Origin of the sequence: Archangium violaceum, from assembly GCF_016887565.1 — a bacterium.
GTDB lineage: Bacteria > Myxococcota > Myxococcia > Myxococcales > Myxococcaceae > Archangium > Archangium violaceum_B.
Map to the genome: position 1 here is coordinate 1,200,063 of NZ_CP069396.1, position 23,975 is coordinate 1,224,037.

Genomic DNA, 23,975 nt, shown 5'->3' on the forward strand with positions numbered 1-23,975 from the left:
TCATGCGGCTCGTGAAGATTGGGCTCGCCAGCGTCAACACCACCGTGGGCGCCTTCGGGCGCAACGTGGACAAGGCGCTCGACCTGGCGCGCCGGATGGCCGCCGATGACGTCACCGTGGGCGTCTTCCAGGAGCAGCTCATCGGGGGCTATCCGCCCGAGGACCTGGTGCAGTGGCAGGGCTTCGTCGAGCGTCAGTGGCCCGAGCTGGAGCGCTTCGCGCGCGAGACGGCCTCGCTGCCCACCGTGTTCCTGGTGGGCGTGGCGGTGACGCACCAGGGGCTGCGCTACAACTGCGCCGCGCTCGTGGCCGGCGGGAAGATTCTCGGCCTGGTGCCCAAGGAGAAGCTGCCCACCTACAACATCTTCTACGAGGGGCGCACCTTCTCCCGCGGCATGCCCGGCATGCGCGAGGAGTACCGGGGCCTCCCCTTCGGGGACTACATCTTCCGCTTCGACTTCGGCCTCATCGCTCCCGAAGTCTGCGAGGACATCTGGAGCCCGGAGGCGCCCCTGCGCCGGCGCACGTACTCGGGCGCGGAGCTGGTGGTGAACCTGTCCGCCTCGCCCTTCCGCGTGGGCCACGGGGACACGCGGCGCGAGCTGCTCGCCACGCGCGCGTCGGACCACCAGTGCACCATCGCCTACTCCAACGCGCTGGGCAGCAACGACGGCATCATTTTCGACGGCGGTGGCTTCATCAACCAGAACGGCAAGCCCGTGGCGGAGGAGCCCCGCTTCCAGGAGGGCTTCGCGGCGGCCGTGGTGGACCTGGACCGCACGCTGCGCCTGCGCGCGGAGAACACCACGTGGCGCAGCGACCGCGAGTCGTGGCTGCGCGAGGGTGGCAAGCTGGTGCCCACCATCGACTGCACGGCGGCCTTCACCAGCCGGCGTGAGAGGCTGCGCTATCCGGTGCCCGCGCACCGCAGCTTCTTCCTCCCCGCTCCCGACAAGCGCCGCACCGCCCGCGAGGCGCTGTGCGAGGACATCCTCGACGCGCTCGCCCTGGGCATCGGCGACTATTTCGAGAAGACGCGCGCCTTCAAGGTCATCGGCATCGCGCTCTCGGGTGGGCGCGACTCGCTGCTCACGCTGCTCATCGCCCACCGCTACGCCAGGCGCGTGCGGCCGGAGAACCCGGGCAGCCTGCTGCGCGCCTTCTACATGCCCAGCCGCTACTCGAGCGATGCCACGCGCGACGCGGCGGAGACCATCGCTCGCGAGCTGGGAGTGCCCTTCCAGGTGGTTCCCATCGAGGAGGCCTTCGAGCGCGAGCTGGGGATTGCTCGCACCATGCTCGCGGGGTCCGAGGTGACGCCCATCACCGAGCAGAACATCCAGGCCCGCCTGCGCGCCCAGCGTATGTGGAACTGGTCCAACTCGAGTGGGGGCCTGTTCCTGCAGACGGGCAACATGAGCGAGCGCGCGGTGGGCTACACCACCACGGGCGGAGACCTCATGGGCGCGCTGGCCGTCATCGCCAACGTGCCCAAGACGGTCGTCATGTACCTGCTGGACTACCTGCTGGAGCAGACGAACTACGAGGGTATCCGCAGGGTGCTGGCCAAGCCGGCGGGGCCGGAGCTGGCGCACAACCAGGTGGGCGAGGAGGAGCTGATGCCCTTCCCCATCCTGGATGCCTGCTTCTATCTCTTCGCGGGGGAGAAGCTGGTGCCCGCGGAGATGCAGGTCGCGCTGGAGGCCATGTTCCCCGAGGTGGAGAGCACGAGGCTGAAGGGCTACGTGGAGAAGTTCACCCGGCTCTTCCTCCAGTCCATCTACAAGTGGGTGCAGGCCCCGCTGTCCCTGCACATCGGCAACCTGGACCTGGATCGCGAGCGCGCGCTGCAACTGCCCGTGGTGACGAGCAGCGATTGGACGAAGGGCTGACGCTGTAGCTTTCCCGCGCGGCCAGTTCCCTCTCCTCATGGGTCAACCCCCCGAGCCGGTGCACCCGCCTCGCTCGCCTGGGTACTCCTCGGCCGGGGTCCCGACTCTGTCTGGGAGTGGACCCGGTCCTTGCCGGATGTGTTCCCGGTAACGAACTTCCCGTCAGCCACCCGACGTATTGGAGGTTCGGATGAAAGTGAAGATTCTGGCGGGACTCGTGACGGCGCTCATCTACGGCAACGCTGCCTGGGCCCAGGATGTAAGCGACGACGCGAAGCAAAACGACACTCAGCAATCCCCCGACAACATCGGCGGCTCCGGTCTGGCGGACCCCAATGCGGGCGATACCCTCATCCTCGAGCAGGAGGACGTCGCTCCTCCCCCCGATAGCAGCATGCAGGACCAGGGCGTGGGTGGTGCCGGTGACGTGGGCTCCGACCTCTCCGGTCAGGACGTCTACGGCGGCTCGGGCCAGGCCGGTCAGAGCCCGCATCAGGCCAAGCCCGGCATGCCCATGCAGGGCCAGGGTGGCATGACCCTCTTCTGCACTCCGGTGCAGCAGCAGGCCACCGGTGGCAGCGGCGTCGGCCTTCAGGGCGACGAGCAGTCCTCGCTCCAGCGTGACTACGACTCGCAGGTCGGCGTGGTGCCTCCCATCTCGGACGACTCGGCCTTCGGCGGCTCCGGCTACGAGGAGAAGAAGGACAAGGGCCAGGAGAAGGGCGACATGCGCGGCCTGACGGTGACCGTCGGCGCCGGCGTCGAGGGCTACACCGGCGGGCTCGCTCCGGAGATCAACCCCGGCGCGTCCGTGGGCGTGGCGGCGTCCCTCAGGCCCAGCAAGGTGCTCGGCCTCGAGGTTGGCTACAGCGGCGCGGTGAACAACCTGGATACCGACGTGGGCGGCTCCGGTCCGGACATCGTGCGCAACGGTGCCCAGGCGGCCGTCACCCTCGGCCTGACCGCGGCTCCCGTGCAGCCCTACGTGCTCGGCGGCTACGGTCTGAACTGGTACAACGTCCGCAACGGCGAGTCGCTCGGCTTCCGCGACGACACCAACTCCCGCATCCCCGTGGGCGTGGGTCTGCGCACCCATATCGGTGACTTCACCGCCGACGCGCGCGTCAACTACAACTTCCTCATCGCCGATGACTTCGCCCCGGGCGTGGACAACGATGACGCCTCCACCGGTAGCTACAACGGCACCATCAACATCGGCGGTACCTTCTGAGCAGCGGATGTGATGGTGGCATGACAATCCGGCGGCGCGGTGTCTTGGCGAACAGGCACCGCGCCGTGCTTTTTTCTCTCCAGAGGCAGCGCACATACACCGGGCGCGTTAATGTGGGGCTTTCAAGGGAGAGAGCTCATGAGCTTGAAGTCGGAAGACCTGAAGGTGGGCACGGGCGCCGAGGCGACCCCGGGCAAGACGGTGACGGTGCACTACGTGGGCACCCTCGCCAACGGCTCGAAGTTCGACAGCAGCCGCGACCGGAACGAGGGTTTCACCTTCCGGCTCGGCGCGGGTCAGGTCATCCAGGGCTGGGACCAGGGCGTGGCGGGCATGAAGGTGGGCGGTCTGCGCAAGCTCACCATTCCCCCGGAGCTGGGCTATGGCGCCCGCGGCTTTCCGCCCGTGATTCCCCCCAACTCCACGCTCGTCTTCGAAGTGGAACTGCTGCAGGTCCGTTAGGGAGGCACGCCATGGCCACGCAGGAAATCAGCAAGGAGAACTTCGAGGCCACGGTGTCCAAGCAGGGCATCGTCATGCTCGACTGGTGGGCGACGTGGTGCGGCCCGTGCCGCGCCTTCGCTCCCGTCTACGAGAAGGCCTCCGAGGCGCACCAGGACATCACCTTCGGGAAGATCGACACGGATGCGCAGCCGGAGCTGTCCGGCATGTTCCAGATCCGCTCCATCCCCACGTTGATGATCTTCCGCGACGGCATCCTGCTCTTCGAGCAGGCCGGGGCGCTGCCCGGACCGGTGCTGGAGGAGCTCATCGGCAAGGTGCGCGCGCTGGACATGGACGAGGTCCGCAAGGAGCTCGAGGCGCGCAAGAAGGCCAAGGAGCCGCAGGCCTGAGATGACACCGAGCGCTGTTCTGTTCGACATGGATGGCGTCCTCGTGCGCAGCGAGGAGGCGTGGCTGCGGGTGTTGGAGGACGCGGGACGGCGTTTCCGGGGCAGTCCGGTGACGCGCGAGGAGTTCGCGCCCACCTTCGGGCAGGGCACGGCCGAGGACGTGCGCGTCTTCGGCCTGCACTGCACCCCCGCCGAGCTGGATGCCTTCTACGTGGAGCACCTGCCCCGCTATGCCGGTGAGGTGTGGGTGAACCCGGACGCTCGCGAGCTGCTGGAGACGCTGGCCGCGCGAGGTCTGCGGCGCGCGGTGGTGACCAACTCCGTCTCCCCGCTGGCCCGGGCGCTCCTGGGCGCCGCGCACCTGCTCGACTTCTTCGAGGTGCTCGCGTGCTCGGACCTGGTGGTGAACGCCAAGCCGGCGCCGGACCTGGTGCTGTATGCGCTCGGCCGGCTGGGGGTCGAGCCAGGGTCGGCTCTCATGGTGGGCGACTCGCGCTTCGATCGGGGCGCGGCCGGTGCGGCGGGCGTGCGCTTCGTGGGGCTCGGGCTGGACGGGGACGCCCGCATCGAGCGTCTGGGCGAGCTCCTGCGCTTCACAGCGGGCCCGGGGTCTCCTGGAGCGCGTTGAGGTAGTCCACGATGGCGTCGACCTCCGCGTCACCGAGCATCTGCTCGGTGAGCGGAAACCCGGCTGACTCAGGCGGGCGGCTCCTCCTCCTTCGTCGTGGGACCCTTCGTGAGCGAGGCTCCCGGATAGCTCAGCGCGGGACTGTCAATGGACTGGTTCATCCAGGGGACCACTTCATCGAGCGTCCGGCCGATGGCCGCGGAGATGTCCTCGAGCGGAAGGTCGTTGTCCTCGGTGCCGAAGGGGTCTTCGATCTCCACGCCGATCTCCTCGATGCCCAGGAACGTGTAGGCGATGATGACCACGACGGCCACCGTCGACCAGCCGAAGGACTCCACGAGGGCGAACGGCAGGCCGAGGATGAAGAGGATGAGCGTCCGTCGCAGGTGGAGCATGTAGGCGAACGGCATCGGAGTCCGGACGATGCGCTCACACCCGCCCTGATAGCCGACGAGCATCTGCACGTTGCGGTCGATCTCCATCTGCACGATGTCGGAGATGAGCCCGCGCTGTTTCGCCTCGGCGAGGACCGCGGACATGCGCAGCGTCACCGCGACTCCGGCGTTGCCCGAGGCCATCACGCGTGCGATCTCCGTGGGAGGGAGCAGGGACGCGGCGGGGCCGAGCTCGCCACTGCCCCGGAGGACTCGCGTCAGCGCGTACGGGTACACCGCCGTCCAGGCCGCCAGCCGGCGCAGCAGCTCGAGCGAGGGGATGTTCATCGCCGCCGCGCGCAGGAGGTTGCGGGTCTCGTTGACGATCCCTCCCCACAGCTTCCTTCCCTCCCAGAACCGGTCGTAGGAGGAGTTGGTGCGGAACACCAGCAGGAGGCTGAGCGCGGTGCCGACCAGGGTGTGACCGGTGGCCGGTACATCGATCTTGTGGACGTTCAGGTGGTACCAGGTCACCCCAGCGGCCCAGAGCGCGAACACTCCGATTCGCCCGACGATCTCCTGGAGCAGACCGCCGCGGACGTTGAGGAGGTGCCGCCACCAGTGATGCGGATCGTACTTGATCATTCCTTCGGACGGAGCACCGCTCCGTCGGCTCTCCTTGTGTACTGCTCGGTCAACCGAGCACGCCGTTATACATGACCTCGACGGTGCGAGGCTCCGAGTTCAGTCCCATCTCTCGCTCGCCTGCACGGGCTGTGAACAGTCGGGAGTCCCCGCCTACCGGAGATGCGCCGTTCTAAGGCAGGCTCCAGGTCATGGCGTGGTTGGAACGGGTCCGGTCCTGGTGGCGAGGCGAGACGGTGCAGCCGCTGCGCCCGTTGCTGGAGTGGCTGGGCCGTGGCCCGGTGCTGCCCGTCCTCCAGGCGCTGCCGGTGTGCATCGTCTGGGGCGCGGGCAGCGAACTGGGGCTGCCGAGCCTCTTCTTGAACGACGTGCCCCGGGTGACGTTCATCGCGGCCTTCATGGCGGCGATGCTGCTCGGGCAGCTGTGCTTCATCGGCTACCTGCTGGACGCGGACGAGCCGTGGGCGCTGGCGCCTCGGAGGGGCAAGCCGGGTGGGGTGCCACCCACCATCCGCTGGTACCTCTTCCGCACGGGCGTCTATCCGGCGTGGCTGGTGGCGCTCTGCATGCCGTGCTTCATCGACCGGCACTTCGCCTTCCTCTTCGGCGTGCTGGCCGCGGTGGGCGTGATGCTGCTGCTCACGCGCGGCGCCGAGCGGTTGCAGCACTGGTACGCGTCGGACCGGCAGCGCCACCGCTGGCTGCGGCGCATCGAGGTGACGTTCTTCCGCCGGCACTCGACCAACATCGTGGTGCTGCACGTGCTGCAGGCCGGGCTGCTGGTGTTCTTCCTCGTGGGCTATCTGCTCGTGGCCGCGCACGTGGCGCTCACGGGTTACCGGGGGTGGGTGTCGCCGGCCGTGGTCATCTGCGTGGCGATCGGCCTGTGTGGTGCCCTCTATGGCGCCGTCCATTTCTTCTTCCCCGTGCGGCACGCGGGAGCGCTCATTCTCGCGGGAGTGCTGGGCGTGTTCGGCATGCGGGGGTGCTCGGACCTCTCGCTCTACGACGAGCTGACCCAGCCCGAGCCGCCGGTGTACGCGGAGACGAGCCTCGCGCTTCCGCGTGACGCGGGGTTGCTGGGCGACGACGAGGCGCTGAACGCCTGGCTGGCGCGAATGCGCGCCGAGCCTCCACCGGGTGTGGCGTGGCCCACGCAGGGGGAGACGCAGCCCGCGTCGGGACAGATGGTGCCGCGCTGTGCACCCGGGCCGAAGCCCCGGCTCGCGCTGGTGGCGACGAGCGGAGGCGGCATCCGCGCGGCGGCGTGGACGGCGCACGTGCTCTCGAAGCTGGGGGGCGAGGAGGGCGTGCCGGGCTTCCACCGCTACGTGCGCCTCGTCACCGGGGCCTCGGGGGGAATGGTGGGGGCGGGCACGTGGGTGGCGGGGCTGGAGCGCGGCGGCCTGCCGGACTGGGTGTCGCTCGTCACGATGATGGAGGAGGACAGCCTCTCGGCGGCGTCCATCGCGCTGATGCTGCCCTTCGGCGAGAACCGCGGGCGGGCGGTGGAACACGCCTGGGGGAAGCACACGAAGGGTCTGCTGGAGCGCTCCTTCGCGTCGCTGCGCGGAGGCGAGTCCGAGGGCTGGCTGCCATCGCTGGTGTACTCGCCGATGCTGGTGGAGGACGGGCGGCGGCTGCTGGTGAGCAACCTGGACCTGTCGGCGCTGACCTCACCGGAGGCGAGCACGCTGGTGGTGGAGCGCAATGGTGACGAGCCGCGCGAGGGCCAGAAGGCGCGGCTGTCGGTGTCGGGGGTGCAGCTCTTCCAGCTCTTCCCCCGGAAGCAGCCGGCGTTCTCGGTGGCGGCGGCGGCGCGGATGAGCGCGTCCTTCCCGTACGTGAGCCCCGCGAGCGCGTTGCCCACCTCGCCCCAGGTGCGCGTGGTGGACGCGGGCTACTACGACAACTACGGGGTGGACCTGTCGGCGATGTGGCTGCACGCCCACCGCGAGTGGCTGCGCGAGTGCACCTCGGGTGTGGTGCTCATCCAGATTCGTGACCACCTGGGCAACGGCCGGCGTACGAAGCTGCAGGCGAAGGCCGGCGGCGACTTCCTGGGCGGGCTGACGTCGCCGCTGGAGGCGGTGCTGCGGGCGCGCGAGTCGAGCATGTCGTTCCGCAACGACGAGCTGCTGGGCCTGGTGCAGGACGAGCTGAACGCGAGCGAGCCGTGCTTCTTCACCACGGCCATCTTCGAGTTCAGCGAGGCGGCGCCGCTGAGCTGGGCGCTGACGGAGCATGACCGGCAGCAGCTTCAGCACGCGGCGGACAGCCAGACGATGCGGACGCGGGTGGCCTCGGTGCGTGAGTGGCTCACCGCCGACCCCGAGGCACGGGAGCGGGCCCGGATGCTCGCCCTGTGCCCCGGCGGGCGGGAGCTGCTGACGCCTTAGCCGGGGGGCACCCCGGCCCCGCTCAGACGCCCGGAATGACGAACCGCAGCGCCGCGGCGAACTCGTCCTCGTCCGGGTGCACCACGTGCCGCACCCACGTCCGAGCCTCCACGCCTCCCCGCAGCAGCTGCGAGGAGGTCCTCGGATCGAACGTCCATTCGGGCACGTCTCCCACCAGGTGCTCCACTCCCCACGGCGAGGCGTGCTTCTCCCAGTCCAACTGGGGCAGATTTCCCCACGGGTAGCGCCGCCCATCCGGCCCACGGGCCGCCATCTCCCACTCGTCCGCGGTGGGCAGACGGATGGACACCCCCTCGATGTGCGAGAGCGCGGCGCACAGCCGCTCCGCCTCCTGGTAGGAACCGAGCCACACCTGCTCGTAGTCCGGCACGACACGGATGGGTAGGGGGTTACCCACCCAGGCCGCCAGAGGGCGATCCATGGGAACCTGGGCGACGAAGAAGCCCTCGGAGCGCACCCGGCGCACGGGATTGGCGCCCACCCAGTGGTCGACGGGCGCCACCCACCGCAAGGGCATTCCCGACTGGCGCAGCACGTAGCGGCCTTCCTGCTCCACCACCCCGACCGGCAGCTGCTCGGGCCCCGTGCCCGGCTCCAGCGGCGTGGTGAGCGAGTGCAGTAACAGGGACGTCACATCCGTCACCTCCAGGGCCCCGGACAGCATGCGCCACAGCGGGTTGAGCGGATCCCTCCCGGGAACGGAGTCCCCTGGGTGACGGCGCTCCTGGAGGTACCGGATGACCCCGTGCCAGAGCTGCTCATAGAAGCGGCGCTCGCGAGGCTCATCCACCTCTTCCAGCAGGGTGGAGACATCCAACGCCTGGAGCTCCGGCAGCACCTCGCGGGCACGCACGCACGCGGCCGCCAGCACCGCCGTCATCCGCAGCTCGGCGTCCGGATCCCTCAGGGCGGCCCGCAGCAGCTCGAGGATCCGGGGGTTGGGGGAGGACACGTCCCGCATGAGCCAGCGCAAGACCTGACGCCGATGCTCCAGGGAGGGCAGCCCCGCGAACACCATGGTGTGCTCCTGGGGGAAAGGGGACCCAGCCGTGTCGGCGGGCACCTGTGGCCGGCTGGTCACGAACTCCAGCGCACCGGCCGTGCCCCGGCCCACGAGTGACTGCACCTTCAGCTTGTAGGGTCCGATGACCAATTCATCCTCGAAACGCATGACCGCGGGTTGGGCGACGGGCCGGCCGTTGAGCCAGGTGCCGTTGCGTGAGCCCTCGTCCAGCACGATGGTGGCCCCCTCGATGGCCACCAACCGGCAATGGGTGCGTGACACGCTCCCACTCTCGAGGACGAGGTCGTTCTTGGGGTCTCTCCCGATGGCGATCTCCCGCGAAGCCAGGGTCCCCGTCGTCGTGGTCCGCTTTCCGATGAGACCGACAGTGATGGTGAACACGCGTGCTCCTGGGTGGAGGAGGGGCCGGTCCATCCGGCTTGCCGGCGCTGCTCTAAAGCACGAGCCGTGCCAGCGGAACGTCTTTTCGCGGACCCCGTGGCTCCGGGCACTTGGACGCCCCTCCCACCCTCGTCCTGACGGCCTCCCCGGCGGCAGACTGTCAAAACTGCTATCAATCGTGACAGCAGCGCCACGGACACACTGAAGGGGCAGGATGGCGAGCCGGAACGACAAGTCGCACGAAGGAGCAGAAAAGGAGCGGCGCTCGCCCCTGGGCCGACCTTCCCGCAGCAGGACCTTTCAGTCGGTCCAGGCCGTGGACGAGGGGCAGCGCCCCCAGACGGTGTCTTCCGAGACGAGGGAGCTGTCGGACACACGCAACGAGCGGTTGGGGCGTGAGTCGCGGACGGGGGTGGGCGACGAGGAGCCGCGGTCGCTCCCGGGGAGCTGGGCCGCGACCTATCTGGAGCCCAAGGCGCTCCTGGTGCAGCGCGAGGGCATCGAGGACCTGATGGTGCCGCTGTATCCGGACCGGTCGTACGTGTTCGGGCGGGCGCCCGAGTCCACGGTCGTCTTTCCCCACGACGCGGTGTCGCGGCAGCACGGGCGCCTGTCGTTCCGCGAGGACCACCGCTGGGTGTACAGGGATCTCAACTCGAGGAACGGGAGCTTCATGGGGCTGCGGGATGGGGGGGAGCCGGGGGACGAGCGCCTGCACTTCCAGCGCATGGGGCCCTCGCACGACTGGGTGCTGGAGGTGGGGGACGTGGTGCTGCTCGGCAACGGAAAGAGCCGCATCACCCTGTTGGCGGAGGTGCCCCAGGGGCTGGTGGCGGGTCCTCGCGCGAAGCAGGCGGCCTCGGCCGTCACGGTCCAGCTCGAGCGCGCCATCGACCGGTGCGCCCACCACCACCTGCCGGTGTTCCTGCGAGGGGACTCGGGCACGGGCAAGACGTTCATCGCGCGGGAGATCCACAGCCGGAGCGGGCTGGACGGCAGCTTCGTCATCCTCAACTGCGGGCGGCTGCCGCAGGACGCGGCGGCGCTGACGAGCGAGCTGCTGGGGCACGTGAAGGGGGCCTTCACCGGAGCGGCCTTCGCGCGGGTGGGCAAGCTCTACAGCGCGAACGGGGGCACGCTCTTCCTGGACGAGGTGGAGTTCCTGCCGGGCATCGCGCAGGACTTCCTCGTGGACGTGCTGGAGGGCACGGGCAGCTTCGCGCCCTTCGGGGCCCCCGCGGACTTCCGCGAGCCGCCGCCGCGCTTCCGGCTCATCTCGGCGTCCAAGGTGCCGCTGCGGCAGACGGGGCTGAGGCCGGACCTGGCGCAGCGGCTGGCGGCGGGGGACTTCATCATCCTCCCCACGCTCGAGGAGCGGCGCGAGGACATCCCCCACCTGGTGGAGTCCTTCCTGCACCGCCTCAAGGTCGAGCAGCAGTACGACGCCGAGCTCACCCGGGATGCCATCGCCTTCCTGCAGAGGGCGGACTGGCCGGGACAGATTCGCGAGCTGGAGTCGACGGTGAAGACGGTGGTGGCCCGGGAGGCGGCGCAGCACGTGCTGGAGGGACTCGAGCGCCAGCGCGTCATCGTCACCCTGGAGGCGGTGACGTCCTATCTGGAGCAGCGGGAGCTGGGGTTTGGCGGTCCGCTCTCCTCCGCCATGCCGAGGACGACCCTGCCCGGCGTGGAGCTGCCTCCGTCCGCGCGTAAGCGCCCCGGTGACCTGACCGAGCGGGACATCCGGGAGGCCCTGGCGAAGCACGAGGGAAACAAGACCCGGGCCGCGGCGGAGCTCGGAGTGGCCCTCAACACCCTCAAGGCCCGGATGAAGACCTTCGGCATCGAGTGAGCGCGGGCGCCTCGCGGCGGGACGGCTAGTGGAGTGTCCACAAAGTCTTTGGACAGAGTCCGAGAGCCCGTGGATGTCCCCTCTCCCTCTGGGAGAGGGCTAGGGTGAGGGTCTTCCCCCTGGAGCGCATGACCCCATGGGAGTCCTCAGAGGACGGCGAGGGGGGCAGTTGCGTGCCGTGATGCAAGCCGGGCGAGGAACACGAGGGTGACGACCCTCACCCCCCGCCCTCTCCCAGAGGGAGAGGGAGCATGCGCAACACGGCCAGGTCCACGAACTTCGTGGACACTCCACTAGCGGACCACCACCCGGTCGCGCCCGGCCTGCTTGGCCTGCACGCACGTGGCCTCCGCCGCCTCGAGCAGGTTGCCGTAGGGCTCCCCGGGACGCAGTCCCGCCACGCCCACGGAGACGGTGAGGTGGAAGTCGCCCGCGCCCGAGTGGAAGGTGCGTGCCGCGAGCCTGCGACGCAGCCCCTGGGCCAGCCGCTCGCCCATGTACGGCGCCACCGCGTAGAGGCTCGCCGCGAAGGCGTCTCCCTCCATGCGGCCGATGGGCCCGCGCCCGTCCAGCTCCGCGGCGAGCTCGTCCACCAGCGCGCTCAGCGCCGCGTCCATCGCCTCGCGGCCGTGCGTGTCATTGCCTTCCTGGGTCTCGTCCGCGTCCACCCAGAGCAACGTCAGGGGCATGCGCGCCGCGTGCGCGTCCGACACCGCCTTGACCAGCAGCGATTCGAAGTAGGGGCGCAGGTACGCCCCCGTCAGCGGACAGATTTGTGGGGCGCGCTCGAACACTCAGCTCGCCTTGCGCGAGGAGGCCTGCTTCGTCTTGGCGTGCGCCTTGTCGAAGCCCTCGTAGGAGCGCACCGCGTGGTCTCCCACCTTCTGGATGTGCTGGTTGTTGAGGTACGCCGTCACCGGCGCGGCCACCAGCGGCATCGCCCGCCCCAGCGTGTGCAGGCCGCCCTTCGTCAGCAGCACCTCGGCCACCTTCCCCAGCACCCGCGGTCCCGAGCGCTGTACCGGACCCACGCCCGTCGCGTAGCCGTACAGGTCCAACAGCTCGTTGCGCGCCCGCTCGCTCTTCAGGTTCACCTTGTAGAGCGTGGCCAGGTCCACGAGCAGCGTGAGCTGCAGCCACGCCATCACGGTCAGGTCCGCCGGCAGGCCCAGCAGTCCGAAGACGCCGCTGACGCCGCCCACCATGCTCGCCACGTGCTTCTTCTCGTCGATGAGCCGCTGGGCGCGCTCCCGCGTGCTCGCCGAGGGGTAGCGCTGCTCCAGCTCCGCCACCCGCTTGCGCGCGCGTGGCACCTCCTGCTGGACCAGGTCCGACAGCTTCGTGTCCGCCAGCTTCTTCAGCTCGGTGGGCGACAGCAGCTTCACCTTTTCGGCAATCGGGTCAAAGAAGGCCATGCGTATCTCCCTCCCCTCAATAACCCCGCTCGGCGAGGTACAGGTCCACCAGTGCTCCCTCTTCGTACCAGGCGTGACGCATCTCCGCGTTGAACCAGCGCGAGTCCGGCGTGGCCGAACGCACCTCGAGCTTCACCTGGTTGGGCGCCGTGTCGATCACCGCCGCCCGGGCGCGGCAGGCCTGCCCCGGCTCGTCGCCGTAGCCGCCATCCAGGCACACCTCGTCGCCCACCGACAGCCGCCGCGTGTACTCGGTGGCCAGGTACTTCGCCTCGTCACAGTGGCTGCGCACCGAGGAGGTACCGTGCTGCGCGCACCGGTCCACGCGCGGGGCCTTCACCACCTGGAGGGAGCCCACCAGCGGATCATCATCGTTGGGGTTGGGCCGGAAGGCCTCCCGAGGGGTGCCACAGCCCGCCAGCACCAGCAGCAGGCCCCCGCATGCCCACGTCCACTTCATCGCGTCCTCGCCTCCGGGGCCTTGGCGCCCCCCTGCTCGACAGGGGGACGAACATGGCAAGCCCGGGCGGGCGCGTAAAGCGGTTGGGGGGCGGGAGCGTCCGCCGCCGTTCAGGCGATGCGACGCGCCGGACCCGGAATCTCCTCCGTCCGGCCCGGCACGATGCGGTTCTTCGCGTCCACGAAGACGACGGTGGGCTTCCACTCCCTGGCCTCGTGCTCCTCCACCTCGGCGAAGGTGGCGAGGATGACGAGGTCGCCCGGCTTGTTGAGGTGCGCGGCCGCGCCGTTGATGCAGATGACGCCGCTGCCCGCATCACCCTCGAGGGCATACGTCTCGAGGCGGGTGCCGCGCGTCACGTTCCACACCGCCACCTTCTCGAAGGGGAGGATGTCGGCGGCGCGCAGCAGATCGCGATCGATCGTGACCGAGCCCTCATAATCCAGATCGGCCTGGGTGACGGTCGCACGGTGGATTTTCGACTTGAAGAGGATTCGGCGCATGGGGAGCCCGGAAGAATGCCGCGCAACCGTAACGGTTGGAGCGCCGGGGAACAACCTTCAAGAGCTTGCCCGCCCGGCGGCTCCCCGGCCGAACACCGTTATCGCCGGAAATTCAGGAGCTGAGAGACGTCCAGGGGGACGTTCTGCCCACCGGACACCAGCTGGCCCTCGAGCTTCACCTGGGCATTGCCGCCCGAGCGAAGCGCGGTGGCGGCGGAGGCGGCGCGCAGGAAGTTGATGTTGAGGGGCAGGGTGAGCTGGCGGGTGCTGCCGGCCTCGAGCAGCCCGAGGTCACCGGTGGACAGGGTGCCCACACTGGCGCCGGCGACCTTGAGGGCGCCGCTGATGCCGCCCACGGGGAGGGGGAAGCTGTTGCGGTTCTTCACCACGAGGGGGAACTCCACGGTGGCGCCCTGGAGGGTGACGTTGGAGACGCGGGGGGATTCGAACTGGACCTGGGGAACCTTGGGGACCTCGAAGACGCCCTCGTGCTCGAGGGGGAAGCGCAGCACGCCGATGGGGGTCTGGATGCCGACGCTGCCCTGGGCCTTGTAGCGGGCGGTGTCCTTGTTGAGGAAGGTCTGCACGACGGGGACGATGTCGGCGAACTTCACGTTGGCGGGGAAGACGAGGTCGGACTTGCCGCGGGCGGCGATGTTGAGGCCCTTGGGAGGGGTGCCGGCCACCACCTGCTTGTCCTCGACGAAGAAGGCGTAGTCGATGGACGCGAGGCTCAACCCGAGGGGGTTGGGGTTCTCCAACTGGTAGGTGAGGTCGACGGTGGCATCGGAGAGCGAGGCCTGGGAGAGGCGCGCCGACTTGAAGGTGAGGCGGGGTTTCTTGAAGGCGTTCTTCGCCATGCGCTGGAGCGAGGCGCAGCCGGCGAGCAGGGCGAGTGCGACGGTGGCGAGGACGAGGAGTGAGCGGGTCTTCTTCATGGGCATGGGCTTAGCAGCGACGGGAGGGTCTGCGGAGAGATTCAAACCGCTCTGGGGGCAGGCTGGCCACCGGGAGGACAGGTGCGTGGGAGTCGTCGGGGGTGGTAAGTCTTGGACACCGTGAAAACGCACGATCCGCGTGAACAACCCCTCTCCCTCTGGGAGAGGGACGGGGTGAGGGTAACCGCATCCCGGCTCCTACCCGCTGTACTGTGTGCCCTGCTGTCCCTCTCCGCCTGTACACGGAGTGCGGAAGCGGGACCGGCGCGGAAGGTGGCCCTCAAACCGTGCCGGCTGGAGGGCGCGAGCCGACAGGCCCTGTGTGGCACCTACGAGGTGTGGGAGGACCGAGCCGCGAAGAAGGGGAGGAAGGTGCCGCTGAAGGTGGTGGTGGCGCCGGCGCTGGCGTCCTCGCCGGAGGCGGACCCGCTGGTGCTGCTGGCGGGAGGCCCGGGGCAGGGGGCGGCGAAGCTGGCGGGGCAGATGATGCCCATCCTGGAGCGAATCCAGCGCAACCGGGACGTGGTCTTCGTGGACCAGCGAGGCACGGGGGACTCGAAGCCGCTCGAGTGCGACCCGGTGCCACCGGACGCGCCGCTGTCGAAGCAGTTCGACGACACGTTCTACGAGGAGGAGTTCCGCAAGTGCCTGGGCGGCTATGACGCGGACGTGCGCCTCTACACGACGCCCATCGCGATGGACGACCTGGACGAGGTGCGGGAGGCGCTCGGCTACGAGAAGCTGAACCTGTATGGCGTCTCGTACGGGACGAGGGCGGCGCTGGTGTACGTGCGCCAGCACCCGGAGCACGTGCGGACCGTCATTCTCGAGGGCGTGGCGCCGATGTCGCTGCTGTTGCCCCTCTACGTGGCGAGGGACAGCCAGCGCGCGCTGGACCTGCTCTTCACGAACTGCGAGGAGGACGCGGCGTGCGCGAAGCGCTACCCGGACCTGCGGGGCCGCTTCGAGTCGCTGCTGACGCAGTTACAGCAGACGCCGGTGCACACGAAGCTGGAGCACCCGCTCACGGGAGTGCCGGAGGAACTCACCATCACGCGCGATGGCCTGGCAGGGGTGCTGCGCGCGCTGCTGTACATGCCCGAGGCGACGTCGCTGGTGCCGCTGCTGCTGGACCGGGCGACGCAGGGCGACTGGAGGCCGCTGGTGGCCATCCACCACAGCATGAGCAGCGTCTTCAACCGGAACATGAGCCACGGCATGTTCCTGTCGGTGGTGTGCGCGGAGGACGCGCCGCTCATCACGGACGAGGCCATCACCCGCGAGACGAAGGGCACCTGGATGGGGGAGGCGGCGCTGCGCAACATGCTCAAGCCGTGCGCCTTCTGGCCGCGCGGCGAGGTGCCGAAGGGCTACCGCGAGCCCGTGAAGTCGGACGTGCCGGTGCTGCTGCTATCGGGTGAGCTGGACCCGGTGACACCTCCGGAGTGGGCCGAGGACGCGAAGCGCACGCTGACGCACAGCCTGCACGTGACGTTGCCGGGAGTGGGGCACGGGACGAGTGCCATCGGCTGCGCGCGCGCGCTGATGGCGGACTTCGTGGCCCGAGGCAGCGTGGAGGGGCTCGAGCCGAAGTGCGGCGAGGGCCTCAAACGTCCGCCCTTCTTCACCTCCTTCGCCGGCCCGGTGCCCTGAGCGCTGGCCTTCTGAGTACACGACATGATCGAAGTGACGAACCTGCACAAGCGCTTCGGCGCGGTGACGGCGGTGGAGGATGTGAGCTTCCGCGCCGAGAATGGCGTGGTGACGGGACTGCTCGGGCCGAATGGCGCGGGCAAGACGACCACGCTGCGGATGCTCTACACGCTCATCCGGCCGGACCGGGGAAGCGCGAAGGTGGACGGAGTGGAGGTGGCCGAGCGCCCGCTGGAGGTGCGCCGGGCCATCGGCGTGCTGCCGGACGCGCGCGGCCTCTACCCGCGCCTCACCGCCCGTGAGCACATCCAGTACGCGGGGACGCTGCACGGCCTGTCGGGCGCCGCGCTGGACAAGCGCATCGACGAGCTGGTGGAGCTGCTGGAGATGAAGGAGATCGCCGACCGGCGCACGGAGGGCTTCAGCCAGGGCGAGCGCATGAAGGTGGCGCTGGCGCGGGCGCTGGTGCACGGGCCGCGCAACGTGCTGTTGGACGAGCCCACCAACGGCCTGGACGTGATGAGCACGCGCGCGGTGCGCACGCTCATCCGCCGGCTGCGCGAGCAGGGGCACTGCGTGGTGTTCTCCAGCCACGTGATGCAGGAGGTGGGGGCGCTGTGCGACCGCATCGTGGTGGTGGCGCGGGGCAGGGTGGTGGCGGAGGGCACCCCGGACGAGCTGCGCTCGCGCACGGGGAAGGACAGCCTGGAGGAGGCTTTCGTGACGGTCATCGGCAGTGACCAGGGGTTGATGCAGTGAAGGCGCTCCTGACGGCGGTGTTTCGCAAGGAGATGAGGGACCACCTGCGCGACCGGCGCTCGGTGACGAGCGTGCTCGCGGGCTCGCTGGTGGGGCCCATCCTCTTCGCGGTGATGTTCACGGTGATCGCCTCGTGGAACCGGCAGGACAAGCCCCTGGAGTTGCCCGTGGTGGGGAGGGCGAACGCGCCGAGCCTGATGGCGTACCTGGAGCGCTCGGGGGCGAAGCTGTCCGAGGCTCCGGCGGACTACGAGTCGCGCATCCAGGCGGGCACGCTGGACGCGGTGCTCATCGTCCCCGAGGACTACGGGAAGGACTTCGCGGCGGGGCGCTCGGCGAAGGTGCAGCTGGTGATGGACAACTCGCGCAACAAGGCGCGCGCCACCATCAAGCGGACACAGGCGTTGCTGAACCAGTATTCGGGGAGCCTGGGGACGCAGCGGCTGCTGGCGCGCGGGGTGGCGCCGGAGCTGGCCATGCCCGTGCGGGTGGAGGAGGTGGACCTGTCCACGCCGGAGCGGCTGGCCGCGAGCATCCTCAACATGATTCCCATCTTCCTGGTGATGGCCTGCTTCATCGGTGGGCTGAACGTGGCCATCGACACCATGGCGGGCGAGCGCGAGCGCGGCTCGCTGGAGTCGCTGCTGCTCAACCCGGTGGAGCGCGGGACGCTGGTGCTGGGCAAGTGGCTGTCCACCACGGTGTTCTCCTGCATCACGGTGGTAGTGGTCTCGGTGGCGTTCACGGTGGTCGCGAAGCGGATACCGCTGCAGGACCTGGGCGTGAAGGTGAGCCTGGAACCCGCGACGGCGCTGGCGATGGTGGGTGCGGTGGTGCCGATGGCGCTGCTGTCGTCGGCGGCGCAGATGCTGGTGTCCACCTTCGCGCGCTCGTACAAGGAGGCGCAGACGTACCTGCAGCTGTTGATGATGCTGCCCACGCTGCCGGGCATGGTGCTGGCGCTCTCTCCCATCCAGAGCAAGATGTGGATGTACGGGGTGCCGGTACTCGGGCAGCAGTTGCTGGTGTCGGAGCTGATGAGGGGAGAGTCCCTGGGGGTGCTGCCCTTCGTGCTGAGCACGGTGGGCTGCCTGGTGCTGACGGCGCTCTGCCTGACGCAAATCGCCCGACTGCTGAGTGACGAGCGAATCGTCTTCGGCCGCTCATGAATTCCCACTCTCTCTACGCCCCCTCCCCGCTCCCCTCCCCTCCCTCTCCCTTTGGGAGAGGGTCGGGGTGAGGGTATCCGCTCCCCGGGCTGTTCCCGTGTGTTGCCTCAGTGCAGCTTGATGGAGTGATACCACCTGACCTGCTCGGGGCACGCCTCGTCACCGCACGTGGAGAGGCGCAGCAGGACGACGCCCCTGGACGGGTCCGGGTACGCCGCGTCGATGAACGTCCTGCTCGCCGCCTTGCACGCCTCGGTTCCCGGGGCGGCGAGGTTCAGCTCACTGGGAGGAGCACTGCCCTCTCCCTGCTTCAGGACGAGGTGCCCCTGGTTGAACGACAGCTCCAGTCCCGGGAGTTGCAGCTTCTGGACAGGGGCCTGCTGGCAGCTCTCCGTCACCATCGGTTGGACGGGCTGTTCCGCCAGTGACACCCAGCGCGTCCCGCCGAGGTACTCATTCACCTGGCGGAGCCTCTCGAGCACCTTCCCATCCAGTTCCTGGCGCAAAGGGATCGACCGCTGAACTGGCGACAACTCCCCGGCCTCGAGCACGGGCAGTCTCCAGAGAATCTCATTGGTATCGGTCCGGCGGACCGTGATGAGGAGGTTGGGGTCCCCACGTCGACCATCCGCGAAGACCTCCGCCAGGGCAATGCGTGTCCCATCCTCCGAGATGACTGGAAATCCGGTCGCATAGAGCGACCCGCTGACATATCCCTCCTTCTCGTACCCGACGAACGGGCCGCTGGGCGGAGCTGCCTCCTGGCCAGGAGAGGCACTCCCCCCGCGTGGCTTGTCCTTGGGGATGCGGAGCACGTGGAAGGCGGTGGGGGGCTCATTGCAAGCATGCGATCCGCAGAAGCTGAGCGTGAGAAGCACCACGCCATGCTCTCTGTTGACGTAGGCGCCTTGCAGCCACGCGGGGCTGGCGTGCTCGCACCCCTGCTGGCGAACCCTCCAGGAGGGATAGCGGCGGTCGAGCACCTTCTTGCCTCGGTTCCAGACCTGAACCCGTGGCTCCTGGTAGGAGATTTTCAAGTCCCCGACGGACAGCGAGCGTTTCGGGCGAACCTGCTTCTCGTAACAGGCTTCCGAGAGAAACTCGGTGTCGTAGTGGGGAAGCTCCTGGTGGAGGATGAGCGGCTTCCATTGGCGCTGTTCCAGATGGGGACGCGCCTCCCAGGCACGCATTCTGGCCAGACGCTCCAGGTCGGGAGCGCTCCGTTGAAAACCCTCCTCCTCCGTGAAAAGCACCTTCTCGAAGACGACGGCATCCGTGTCCACGTCCTTCACGACCAGTGTGCCGGCGTCGCCTTCAACCGATGAGGAGCCGCGGACGAAGAACGCAACGCTCTTGCCATCACTGGAGACCCAGGTCCCGAGTGCGAGCCCTCCCGGGTCGCCATCTCCCGCGATGGCCCATGAGGGCTGAGGACCCAGGGGCGCCGAGTGCACCAGTGGCACTGGCTGGGGCAAGGCCTTCTCTGGGACGGCTGCCGCCACCGGGAGGACCCATCCCAGGGCGCAAGCGATGCAGATGTTCCACGGCCGCATGGGGAATCCTTTCATCGCTGACGATCCAGGAGAACGCGCTTGAGCGCGATGGCCGTGTTTCGATCGAAGATGGGGTTGAGGTGCTCGTTGGTGGGGACGACACCCGGCATGTAGCGCCGACGGAAGCGGTCCACCGCTGCCTGGGTTGCACCATCGTATTCGCTGGTGGAGGTCACTCCATTCGATGCATTGACGGAGTAACCCAGCGATGACAGGTCGGCCTGTACACCGGCAACGACACCGTAGGGCGTCTTGTCCTTGCGGAGGAGCTTCGCATCCGTCGCGAAGAGCGGGAGTCTGGCAGTCGGATTGTCCTTGAAGTATCCGCCATACTCTCCGTCGATCTGGCTCTCCTTGAAGAGTGAGGCATCTGCTTTCGAGCACAGCCCGGCGTCCTCGAGTTGCTTCCAGTCGAAATGGACCCCGGGACATCCTGAGCGTTCCACGAGGGTCAGGTCGATCAGGCCCGTGATGCTCCGCACCCGGACATCCCCATGGGCGAGGATGCCGTGCCGGGTGATGCCAGGGTAGGTGCGTTGGAGCTCCTGGATGGTCCGGATGATGGCGTCGTACTGCTGTTGGGTGAAGGGCCCACTCTTGTTGACGATCTCGATGCCTACCGAAATGGGCCCGAGGCTTTTCTGACCGCACCACCAGCTCGTTCCCGCGTGGCTTGCCACCAGATCTTCATGAACGAGTTTGATCACATGGCCATCGACATCCACCAGGTAATGGCTCGACTTCACCTTGGGGATGAACTCATCGAGTGCGGAGCCTGGATTGGGTCCATCGGTTCGATGCAACAGGATGAATGTCGGGGACGTCTTCGGCGGCCGCGCTGACTGGTACCTGCATGCAACCCAATCGGGCTTCCAATCGACCAGCAGGGTCGCCGGGAGCTGGAAGAAGGCGGCTCCATGGGTCGTCCCATCGCAGGGGCCCACGGGCTGTATCTTCACCGCGCCGTCCTGGACCTTGAGGGACACCTGGATGCGCAGGGGGCGATAGCGGCAGGTGCCTGGCTTGTCCGTCTTGTTCCCATCGCTGGTGTTGAGGGGAGCGCTGGTGCTCCTCAACAGGTTCCCGGCATCGGGAGTCAGTGCGATGACGTAGTCCCCGGATGGGAGCGAGGAGACATCCAGCTGCGCGTCCCCGAAGGTGCCGGTGGTCGCGCTGAGCCCGGTCCCCTCGAGCTCCACCGTGGCCTTCGCCACGGGGTGCGAGCTTGGCGAGCCCCATCTGGCCTGGGCGCTGTTGTTCACGGCGAACAAGGAGCGCAGGGATACGGTCATCTTGATGGGCTTGCCAGCCATGGACTTCCCCCCTCGTTCGTGGTCCGGAGACCCCGAAGGTGTTACGCTTGGCGAGTATAGGACACATGCGGGCAGCGTTCTGTGCGCGAGTGATCCGTCGCACTGGAGGGTTGGGTGGCAGAAGAGAAGGACATGCCCCACCTTGGGAAGGACATGACCCCGGAGCGAGAGTTGAGTCTCCTTCCGGCGCCGGCCTCGGTGGCCACGGCGTCGGGTGAACCCCGATTCGGTACCTACCAGGGCGAGCTGCCCGAGGTGGACCTCTCCCGGCTGAAAGGGAAGTGGGCCCCCGCGGCGGCACCCGCCCGGCTGCTCAAGCGCAAGCGCTGGCACTACACCCTGGCCGCCACGCCGGAGGTCATGGCCCTCTTCGCGGTGGTGGACGTGGGCTACTCGGCCAACGCCTTCGCCGTGGCGCTCGACCTGAAGGAGCAGCGGCCCCTCTGTGACGTGAGCTTCCTGGGCGCCCCCGGTCCGCTGGCCGAGGTGAGTGACCGGCCGGGCGCGGGGCTGACGGCCTCGTTCCGCACCCTGGGCGGAAGGCTCACGGCGCGGCGCGGCGAGGACGACGAGCGCTACCACCTCCAGGTGGACGTGAGCCGGCTGCGCACGGGCAGCCTCCAGTCCTTCCAGTGGAATGGCGACCTCCTGGTGGCCGGAGGCCCTCCGGCGCTGACGGTGATTGCCCCGGTGGAGAAGGACGGCTTCGTCAACGTCACCCAGAAGCGCGGCGGCATGCTGGCCTTCGGCAGTCTCGAGGCCGGCGGCAAGCGCTTCCGGCTGGACGGCGGGGTGGGGGGGACGGACTACACCCAGGGGTACCTGGCGCGACACACCGCGTGGCGGTGGGCCTTCCTGGCCGGCCGGCTGGCGGACGGCACTCCGGTGGGCCTCAACCTCGTCGAGGGCTTCAACGAGAGCACCGGGACCAACGAGAACGCCCTCTGGCTGGGGCAGCGGCTCTACCCGCTGGCCCGGGCGCACTTCGAGTACGACCGCAACGAGCTGATGAACCCCTGGCGCATGCGGACCGAGGACGGGGCGGTGGATCTGCGCTTCCAGCCCCTCTACGTCCACCGGGAGGACCATGACTTCAAGGTGGTGGTGAGCCACTTCGCCCAGCCGCTCGGCCTCTTCGAGGGCACGGTGCGGGTGAACGGCCAGACGCACCGCCTGTCCGGGGTCCCCGGCGTCACGGAGGATCAAGACATGCTGTGGTGATAGGCTCGGGGGGCCTTGTCCTCCATCGAGCCTGGGACCACCGTTGGCCGCTACCGCGTCACCCGCCTCCTCGCCCAGGGCGGCATGGCCGAGGTGTACCGTGCGGAGCAGGCCCTCGCGGGTGGCATCGTCCGCCCCGTCGCGCTGAAGGTCATCCGGCCCGAGTACTCGGAGTCCGAGGACTTCCGCGAGATGTTCCTCGACGAGGCCCGCACCGCCTGCACGCTGAGCCACCCCAACATCGTCCACATCTACGAGGTGGGTGACGGGGACGGGCTCCTCTACATGGCCATGGAGCTGGTGTCCGGCGAGTCGCTCGCGGTGGTGGAGCGCACGCTGCGCGCGCGCGGCGAGCGCTTCTCGGACGAGGCGCTGCTGGCGGTGGGCATCGCCACCTGCGCGGCGCTGGAGGCGGTGCACGCCCGGCCCAACCTGGTGCACCGCGATGTGTCGCCTCAGAACCTGCTGCTGTCCGCCGGGGGCGCGCTGAAGCTCATCGACTTCGGCATCGCCAAGGCGGCCACCAACCGCAACCTCACCCGAGCGGGCACCACCAAGGGCAAGGTGGGCTACTTCTCGCCGGAGCAGGCCCGGGGCAAGCCGCTCGACGGGCGGAGCGATCTCTTCTCGCTGGGCGTCACCCTCTACCAGCTCGCCGCGGGCGTGGGCCCGCTGGACGCGCACACCACCGTGCAGTCCCGCCACACCGCGCTCGTCCGGGGCGAGTGGGAGCCGCTCTCGCGCGTGTGCCCGGACCTGCCGCGCGGTTTCTCCAATGTGGTGGACCGGGCCATGCGGGTGAAGCCCGAGGAGCGCTACCCCGACGCCCGCGCCCTGCGCGAGGCGCTCGAGTCGGTGGCGGTCGAGGCCGGCCTGCCAGTGGGACCCGGCTCGCTCGCGGACTACGTGCGGGACGAGGGCGAGGAGGTCTCCGTCGCCAGCTCGAGCCCGCGCCGGATCCGAGGGGGGGCCACGGGGGCGAGCTCGACCGTGACGGCGGCCTCGCGGACCGCGGTGCGCCGTCTCCCGGGAGGGCCGAAGGTCTGGGCTCCCGTGGCGGGCGTGGTGGTGGGTCTGGCGCTCTCGTTCGCGGGAGTGGCCTTCGTCCTCTCGAGGCAGGAGCCCGCGCCCGTGGCGCCGCCCGCCTCGGTGGCCGAGCGGCCCGTTGACCCGGTGGCCGAGGTTCCCGCGCTGAAACCCGTGCCTCTGGACACCCAGGAGGCGGAGTCCGCTCCCGAGGCCCCTCCGGAGCCGCGGGCCACCGCGGTGTCCGCCGCACCCGAGTCTCCCTCCCGTTCCGAGCGCACGAAGCGCGAGCCCAAGCGTGTCCGGCAGCAGGGCGCCGCGGCGGCGGCTCCGGCTCCCGTCGAGGAGGCGCTGGTGGGCGAGGGCTCGCTCATCATCGGCGCGGTGCCAGGGATGGGAGGAAAGGTGTCGCTCCCCGGGCGCGAGTCCGAGGAGCTGCCGCTCGTGTTGCGACGCTGGAAGGCGGGCCGCTACACGCTCCGGTTCGTCACGTCCGGAGGGCCGGCGAGCTGTGAGGTGAAAGTCCTCCCCGAGCGCCGCACGCGGGTCGTCTTCGATGGCAAGGGCTGCAAGTCGGACCTCCTCGACTGAGATCCAACGGGAGCGGCTTTCCTCAATCATCATCCAGGTCCCGCCCGGAGTGGGCGCGGCCGACTGGAATGTG

Annotated in this window: 21 protein-coding genes; 12 read left to right on the plus strand and 9 right to left on the minus strand. The window is 69.0% G+C overall.

Annotated features, from left to right (window positions below; translation table 11 throughout):
- The first annotated feature begins 2 nt into the window (after positions 1 to 2).
- The 5 genes from nadE (at position 3) to JRI60_RS05145 (ending at position 4,605) form a co-directional block, all read left to right on the plus strand.
- The gene (nadE, locus tag JRI60_RS05125; protein WP_204224746.1) at positions 3 to 1,892 is read left to right on the plus strand and encodes an NAD(+) synthase; all 1,890 of its coding nucleotides are present in this window, start codon (positions 3 to 5) and stop codon (positions 1,890 to 1,892) included.
- A 190-nt stretch (positions 1,893 to 2,082) separates the two neighbouring features.
- On the plus strand, positions 2,083 to 3,123 hold the full coding sequence (locus tag JRI60_RS05130; protein WP_204224747.1) for a hypothetical protein: 1,041 nt from the start codon (positions 2,083 to 2,085) through the stop codon (positions 3,121 to 3,123).
- Positions 3,124 to 3,261: 138 nt separating this feature from the next.
- The gene (locus tag JRI60_RS05135) at positions 3,262 to 3,585 is read left to right on the plus strand and encodes an FKBP-type peptidyl-prolyl cis-trans isomerase (protein ID WP_204224748.1); all 324 of its coding nucleotides are present in this window, start codon (positions 3,262 to 3,264) and stop codon (positions 3,583 to 3,585) included.
- An 11-nt stretch (positions 3,586 to 3,596) separates the two neighbouring features.
- The gene (gene trxA, locus JRI60_RS05140) at positions 3,597 to 3,977 is read left to right on the plus strand and encodes a thioredoxin (protein WP_204224749.1); all 381 of its coding nucleotides are present in this window, start codon (positions 3,597 to 3,599) and stop codon (positions 3,975 to 3,977) included.
- A gap of 1 nt (position 3,978) precedes the next feature.
- Positions 3,979 to 4,605, plus strand: coding sequence for an HAD family hydrolase (locus JRI60_RS05145; protein ID WP_239470358.1), 627 nt, complete (start codon positions 3,979 to 3,981; stop codon positions 4,603 to 4,605).
- 68 nt (positions 4,606 to 4,673) lie between these two features.
- On the opposite strand, the gene JRI60_RS05150 is transcribed toward JRI60_RS05145, so the two are convergent.
- Positions 4,674 to 5,624 carry a bestrophin family protein gene (locus JRI60_RS05150; protein ID WP_204224750.1) on the minus strand — a complete coding sequence of 317 codons (951 nt, stop codon included), beginning with the start codon at positions 5,622 to 5,624 and terminating at the stop codon, positions 4,674 to 4,676.
- Between the two features lie 191 nt (positions 5,625 to 5,815).
- On the opposite strand from JRI60_RS05150, the gene JRI60_RS05155 reads away from it, so the two are divergent.
- The gene (locus JRI60_RS05155; RefSeq protein ID WP_204224751.1) at positions 5,816 to 8,023 is read left to right on the plus strand and encodes a patatin-like phospholipase family protein; all 2,208 of its coding nucleotides are present in this window, start codon (positions 5,816 to 5,818) and stop codon (positions 8,021 to 8,023) included.
- Positions 8,024 to 8,045: 22 nt separating this feature from the next.
- Here the strand turns inward: JRI60_RS05155 and JRI60_RS05160 are convergent, their stop codons facing one another.
- Positions 8,046 to 9,449, minus strand: coding sequence for an FHA domain-containing protein (locus tag JRI60_RS05160; protein WP_204224752.1), 1,404 nt, complete (start codon positions 9,447 to 9,449; stop codon positions 8,046 to 8,048).
- Between the two features lie 214 nt (positions 9,450 to 9,663).
- Here JRI60_RS05160 and JRI60_RS05165 point away from each other — a divergent pair, with 214 nt between their 5' ends.
- Positions 9,664 to 11,301 carry a sigma-54-dependent Fis family transcriptional regulator gene (locus JRI60_RS05165; RefSeq protein WP_239470359.1) on the plus strand — a complete coding sequence of 546 codons (1,638 nt, stop codon included), beginning with the start codon at positions 9,664 to 9,666 and terminating at the stop codon, positions 11,299 to 11,301.
- A gap of 293 nt (positions 11,302 to 11,594) precedes the next feature.
- Here the strand turns inward: JRI60_RS05165 and JRI60_RS05170 are convergent, their stop codons facing one another.
- The 5 genes from JRI60_RS05170 to JRI60_RS05190 form a co-directional block, all read right to left on the minus strand.
- Complete coding sequence (locus JRI60_RS05170) at positions 11,595 to 12,095, minus strand: GGDEF domain-containing protein (protein WP_204224753.1); 501 nt, start codon at positions 12,093 to 12,095, stop codon at positions 11,595 to 11,597.
- A complete protein-coding gene (locus JRI60_RS05175; RefSeq protein WP_204224754.1) occupies positions 12,096 to 12,716 on the minus strand; it encodes an EcsC family protein in 621 nt (206 codons plus the stop codon).
- Between the two features lie 16 nt (positions 12,717 to 12,732).
- Positions 12,733 to 13,176 carry a hypothetical protein gene (locus JRI60_RS05180; protein WP_204224755.1) on the minus strand — a complete coding sequence of 148 codons (444 nt, stop codon included), beginning with the start codon at positions 13,174 to 13,176 and terminating at the stop codon, positions 12,733 to 12,735.
- Between the two features lie 110 nt (positions 13,177 to 13,286).
- Positions 13,287 to 13,679: an aspartate 1-decarboxylase gene (panD, locus tag JRI60_RS05185; RefSeq protein WP_204224756.1), complete on the minus strand. Its 393-nt coding sequence runs from the start codon at positions 13,677 to 13,679 to the stop codon at positions 13,287 to 13,289.
- Between the two features lie 98 nt (positions 13,680 to 13,777).
- A complete protein-coding gene (locus tag JRI60_RS05190; protein ID WP_204224757.1) occupies positions 13,778 to 14,623 on the minus strand; it encodes an LEA type 2 family protein in 846 nt (281 codons plus the stop codon).
- Positions 14,624 to 14,791: 168 nt separating this feature from the next.
- Here JRI60_RS05190 and JRI60_RS05195 point away from each other — a divergent pair, with 168 nt between their 5' ends.
- From JRI60_RS05195 to JRI60_RS05205, 3 genes are read left to right on the plus strand one after another with little or no spacing between them, the layout of a single operon-like run.
- Positions 14,792 to 16,270, plus strand: coding sequence for an alpha/beta hydrolase (locus JRI60_RS05195; RefSeq protein WP_430384366.1), 1,479 nt, complete (start codon positions 14,792 to 14,794; stop codon positions 16,268 to 16,270).
- A gap of 24 nt (positions 16,271 to 16,294) precedes the next feature.
- Positions 16,295 to 17,029 (plus strand): ATP-binding cassette domain-containing protein, encoded by a 735-nt coding sequence (locus JRI60_RS05200; RefSeq protein WP_204224758.1) that lies wholly within the window; start codon positions 16,295 to 16,297, stop codon positions 17,027 to 17,029.
- Positions 17,026 to 18,198 carry an ABC transporter permease gene (locus JRI60_RS05205; RefSeq protein ID WP_204224759.1) on the plus strand — a complete coding sequence of 391 codons (1,173 nt, stop codon included), beginning with the start codon at positions 17,026 to 17,028 and terminating at the stop codon, positions 18,196 to 18,198. Before JRI60_RS05200 ends, JRI60_RS05205 begins: the two co-directional genes overlap by 4 nt.
- 107 nt (positions 18,199 to 18,305) lie before the next feature.
- Here JRI60_RS05205 and JRI60_RS05210 read toward each other — a convergent pair whose 3' ends face one another.
- Positions 18,306 to 19,673 carry a hypothetical protein gene (locus JRI60_RS05210; RefSeq protein ID WP_204224760.1) on the minus strand — a complete coding sequence of 456 codons (1,368 nt, stop codon included), beginning with the start codon at positions 19,671 to 19,673 and terminating at the stop codon, positions 18,306 to 18,308.
- Between the two features lie 89 nt (positions 19,674 to 19,762).
- The gene (locus JRI60_RS05215) at positions 19,763 to 21,064 is read right to left on the minus strand and encodes an N-acetylmuramoyl-L-alanine amidase (RefSeq protein WP_204224761.1); all 1,302 of its coding nucleotides are present in this window, start codon (positions 21,062 to 21,064) and stop codon (positions 19,763 to 19,765) included.
- 153 nt (positions 21,065 to 21,217) lie between these two features.
- On the opposite strand from JRI60_RS05215, the gene JRI60_RS05220 reads away from it, so the two are divergent.
- The gene (locus JRI60_RS05220) at positions 21,218 to 22,285 is read left to right on the plus strand and encodes a DUF2804 domain-containing protein (protein WP_204228744.1); all 1,068 of its coding nucleotides are present in this window, start codon (positions 21,218 to 21,220) and stop codon (positions 22,283 to 22,285) included.
- A gap of 15 nt (positions 22,286 to 22,300) precedes the next feature.
- Positions 22,301 to 23,902, plus strand: coding sequence for a serine/threonine protein kinase (locus JRI60_RS05225; protein WP_204224762.1), 1,602 nt, complete (start codon positions 22,301 to 22,303; stop codon positions 23,900 to 23,902).
- Positions 23,903 to 23,975: the final 73 nt, after the last annotated feature.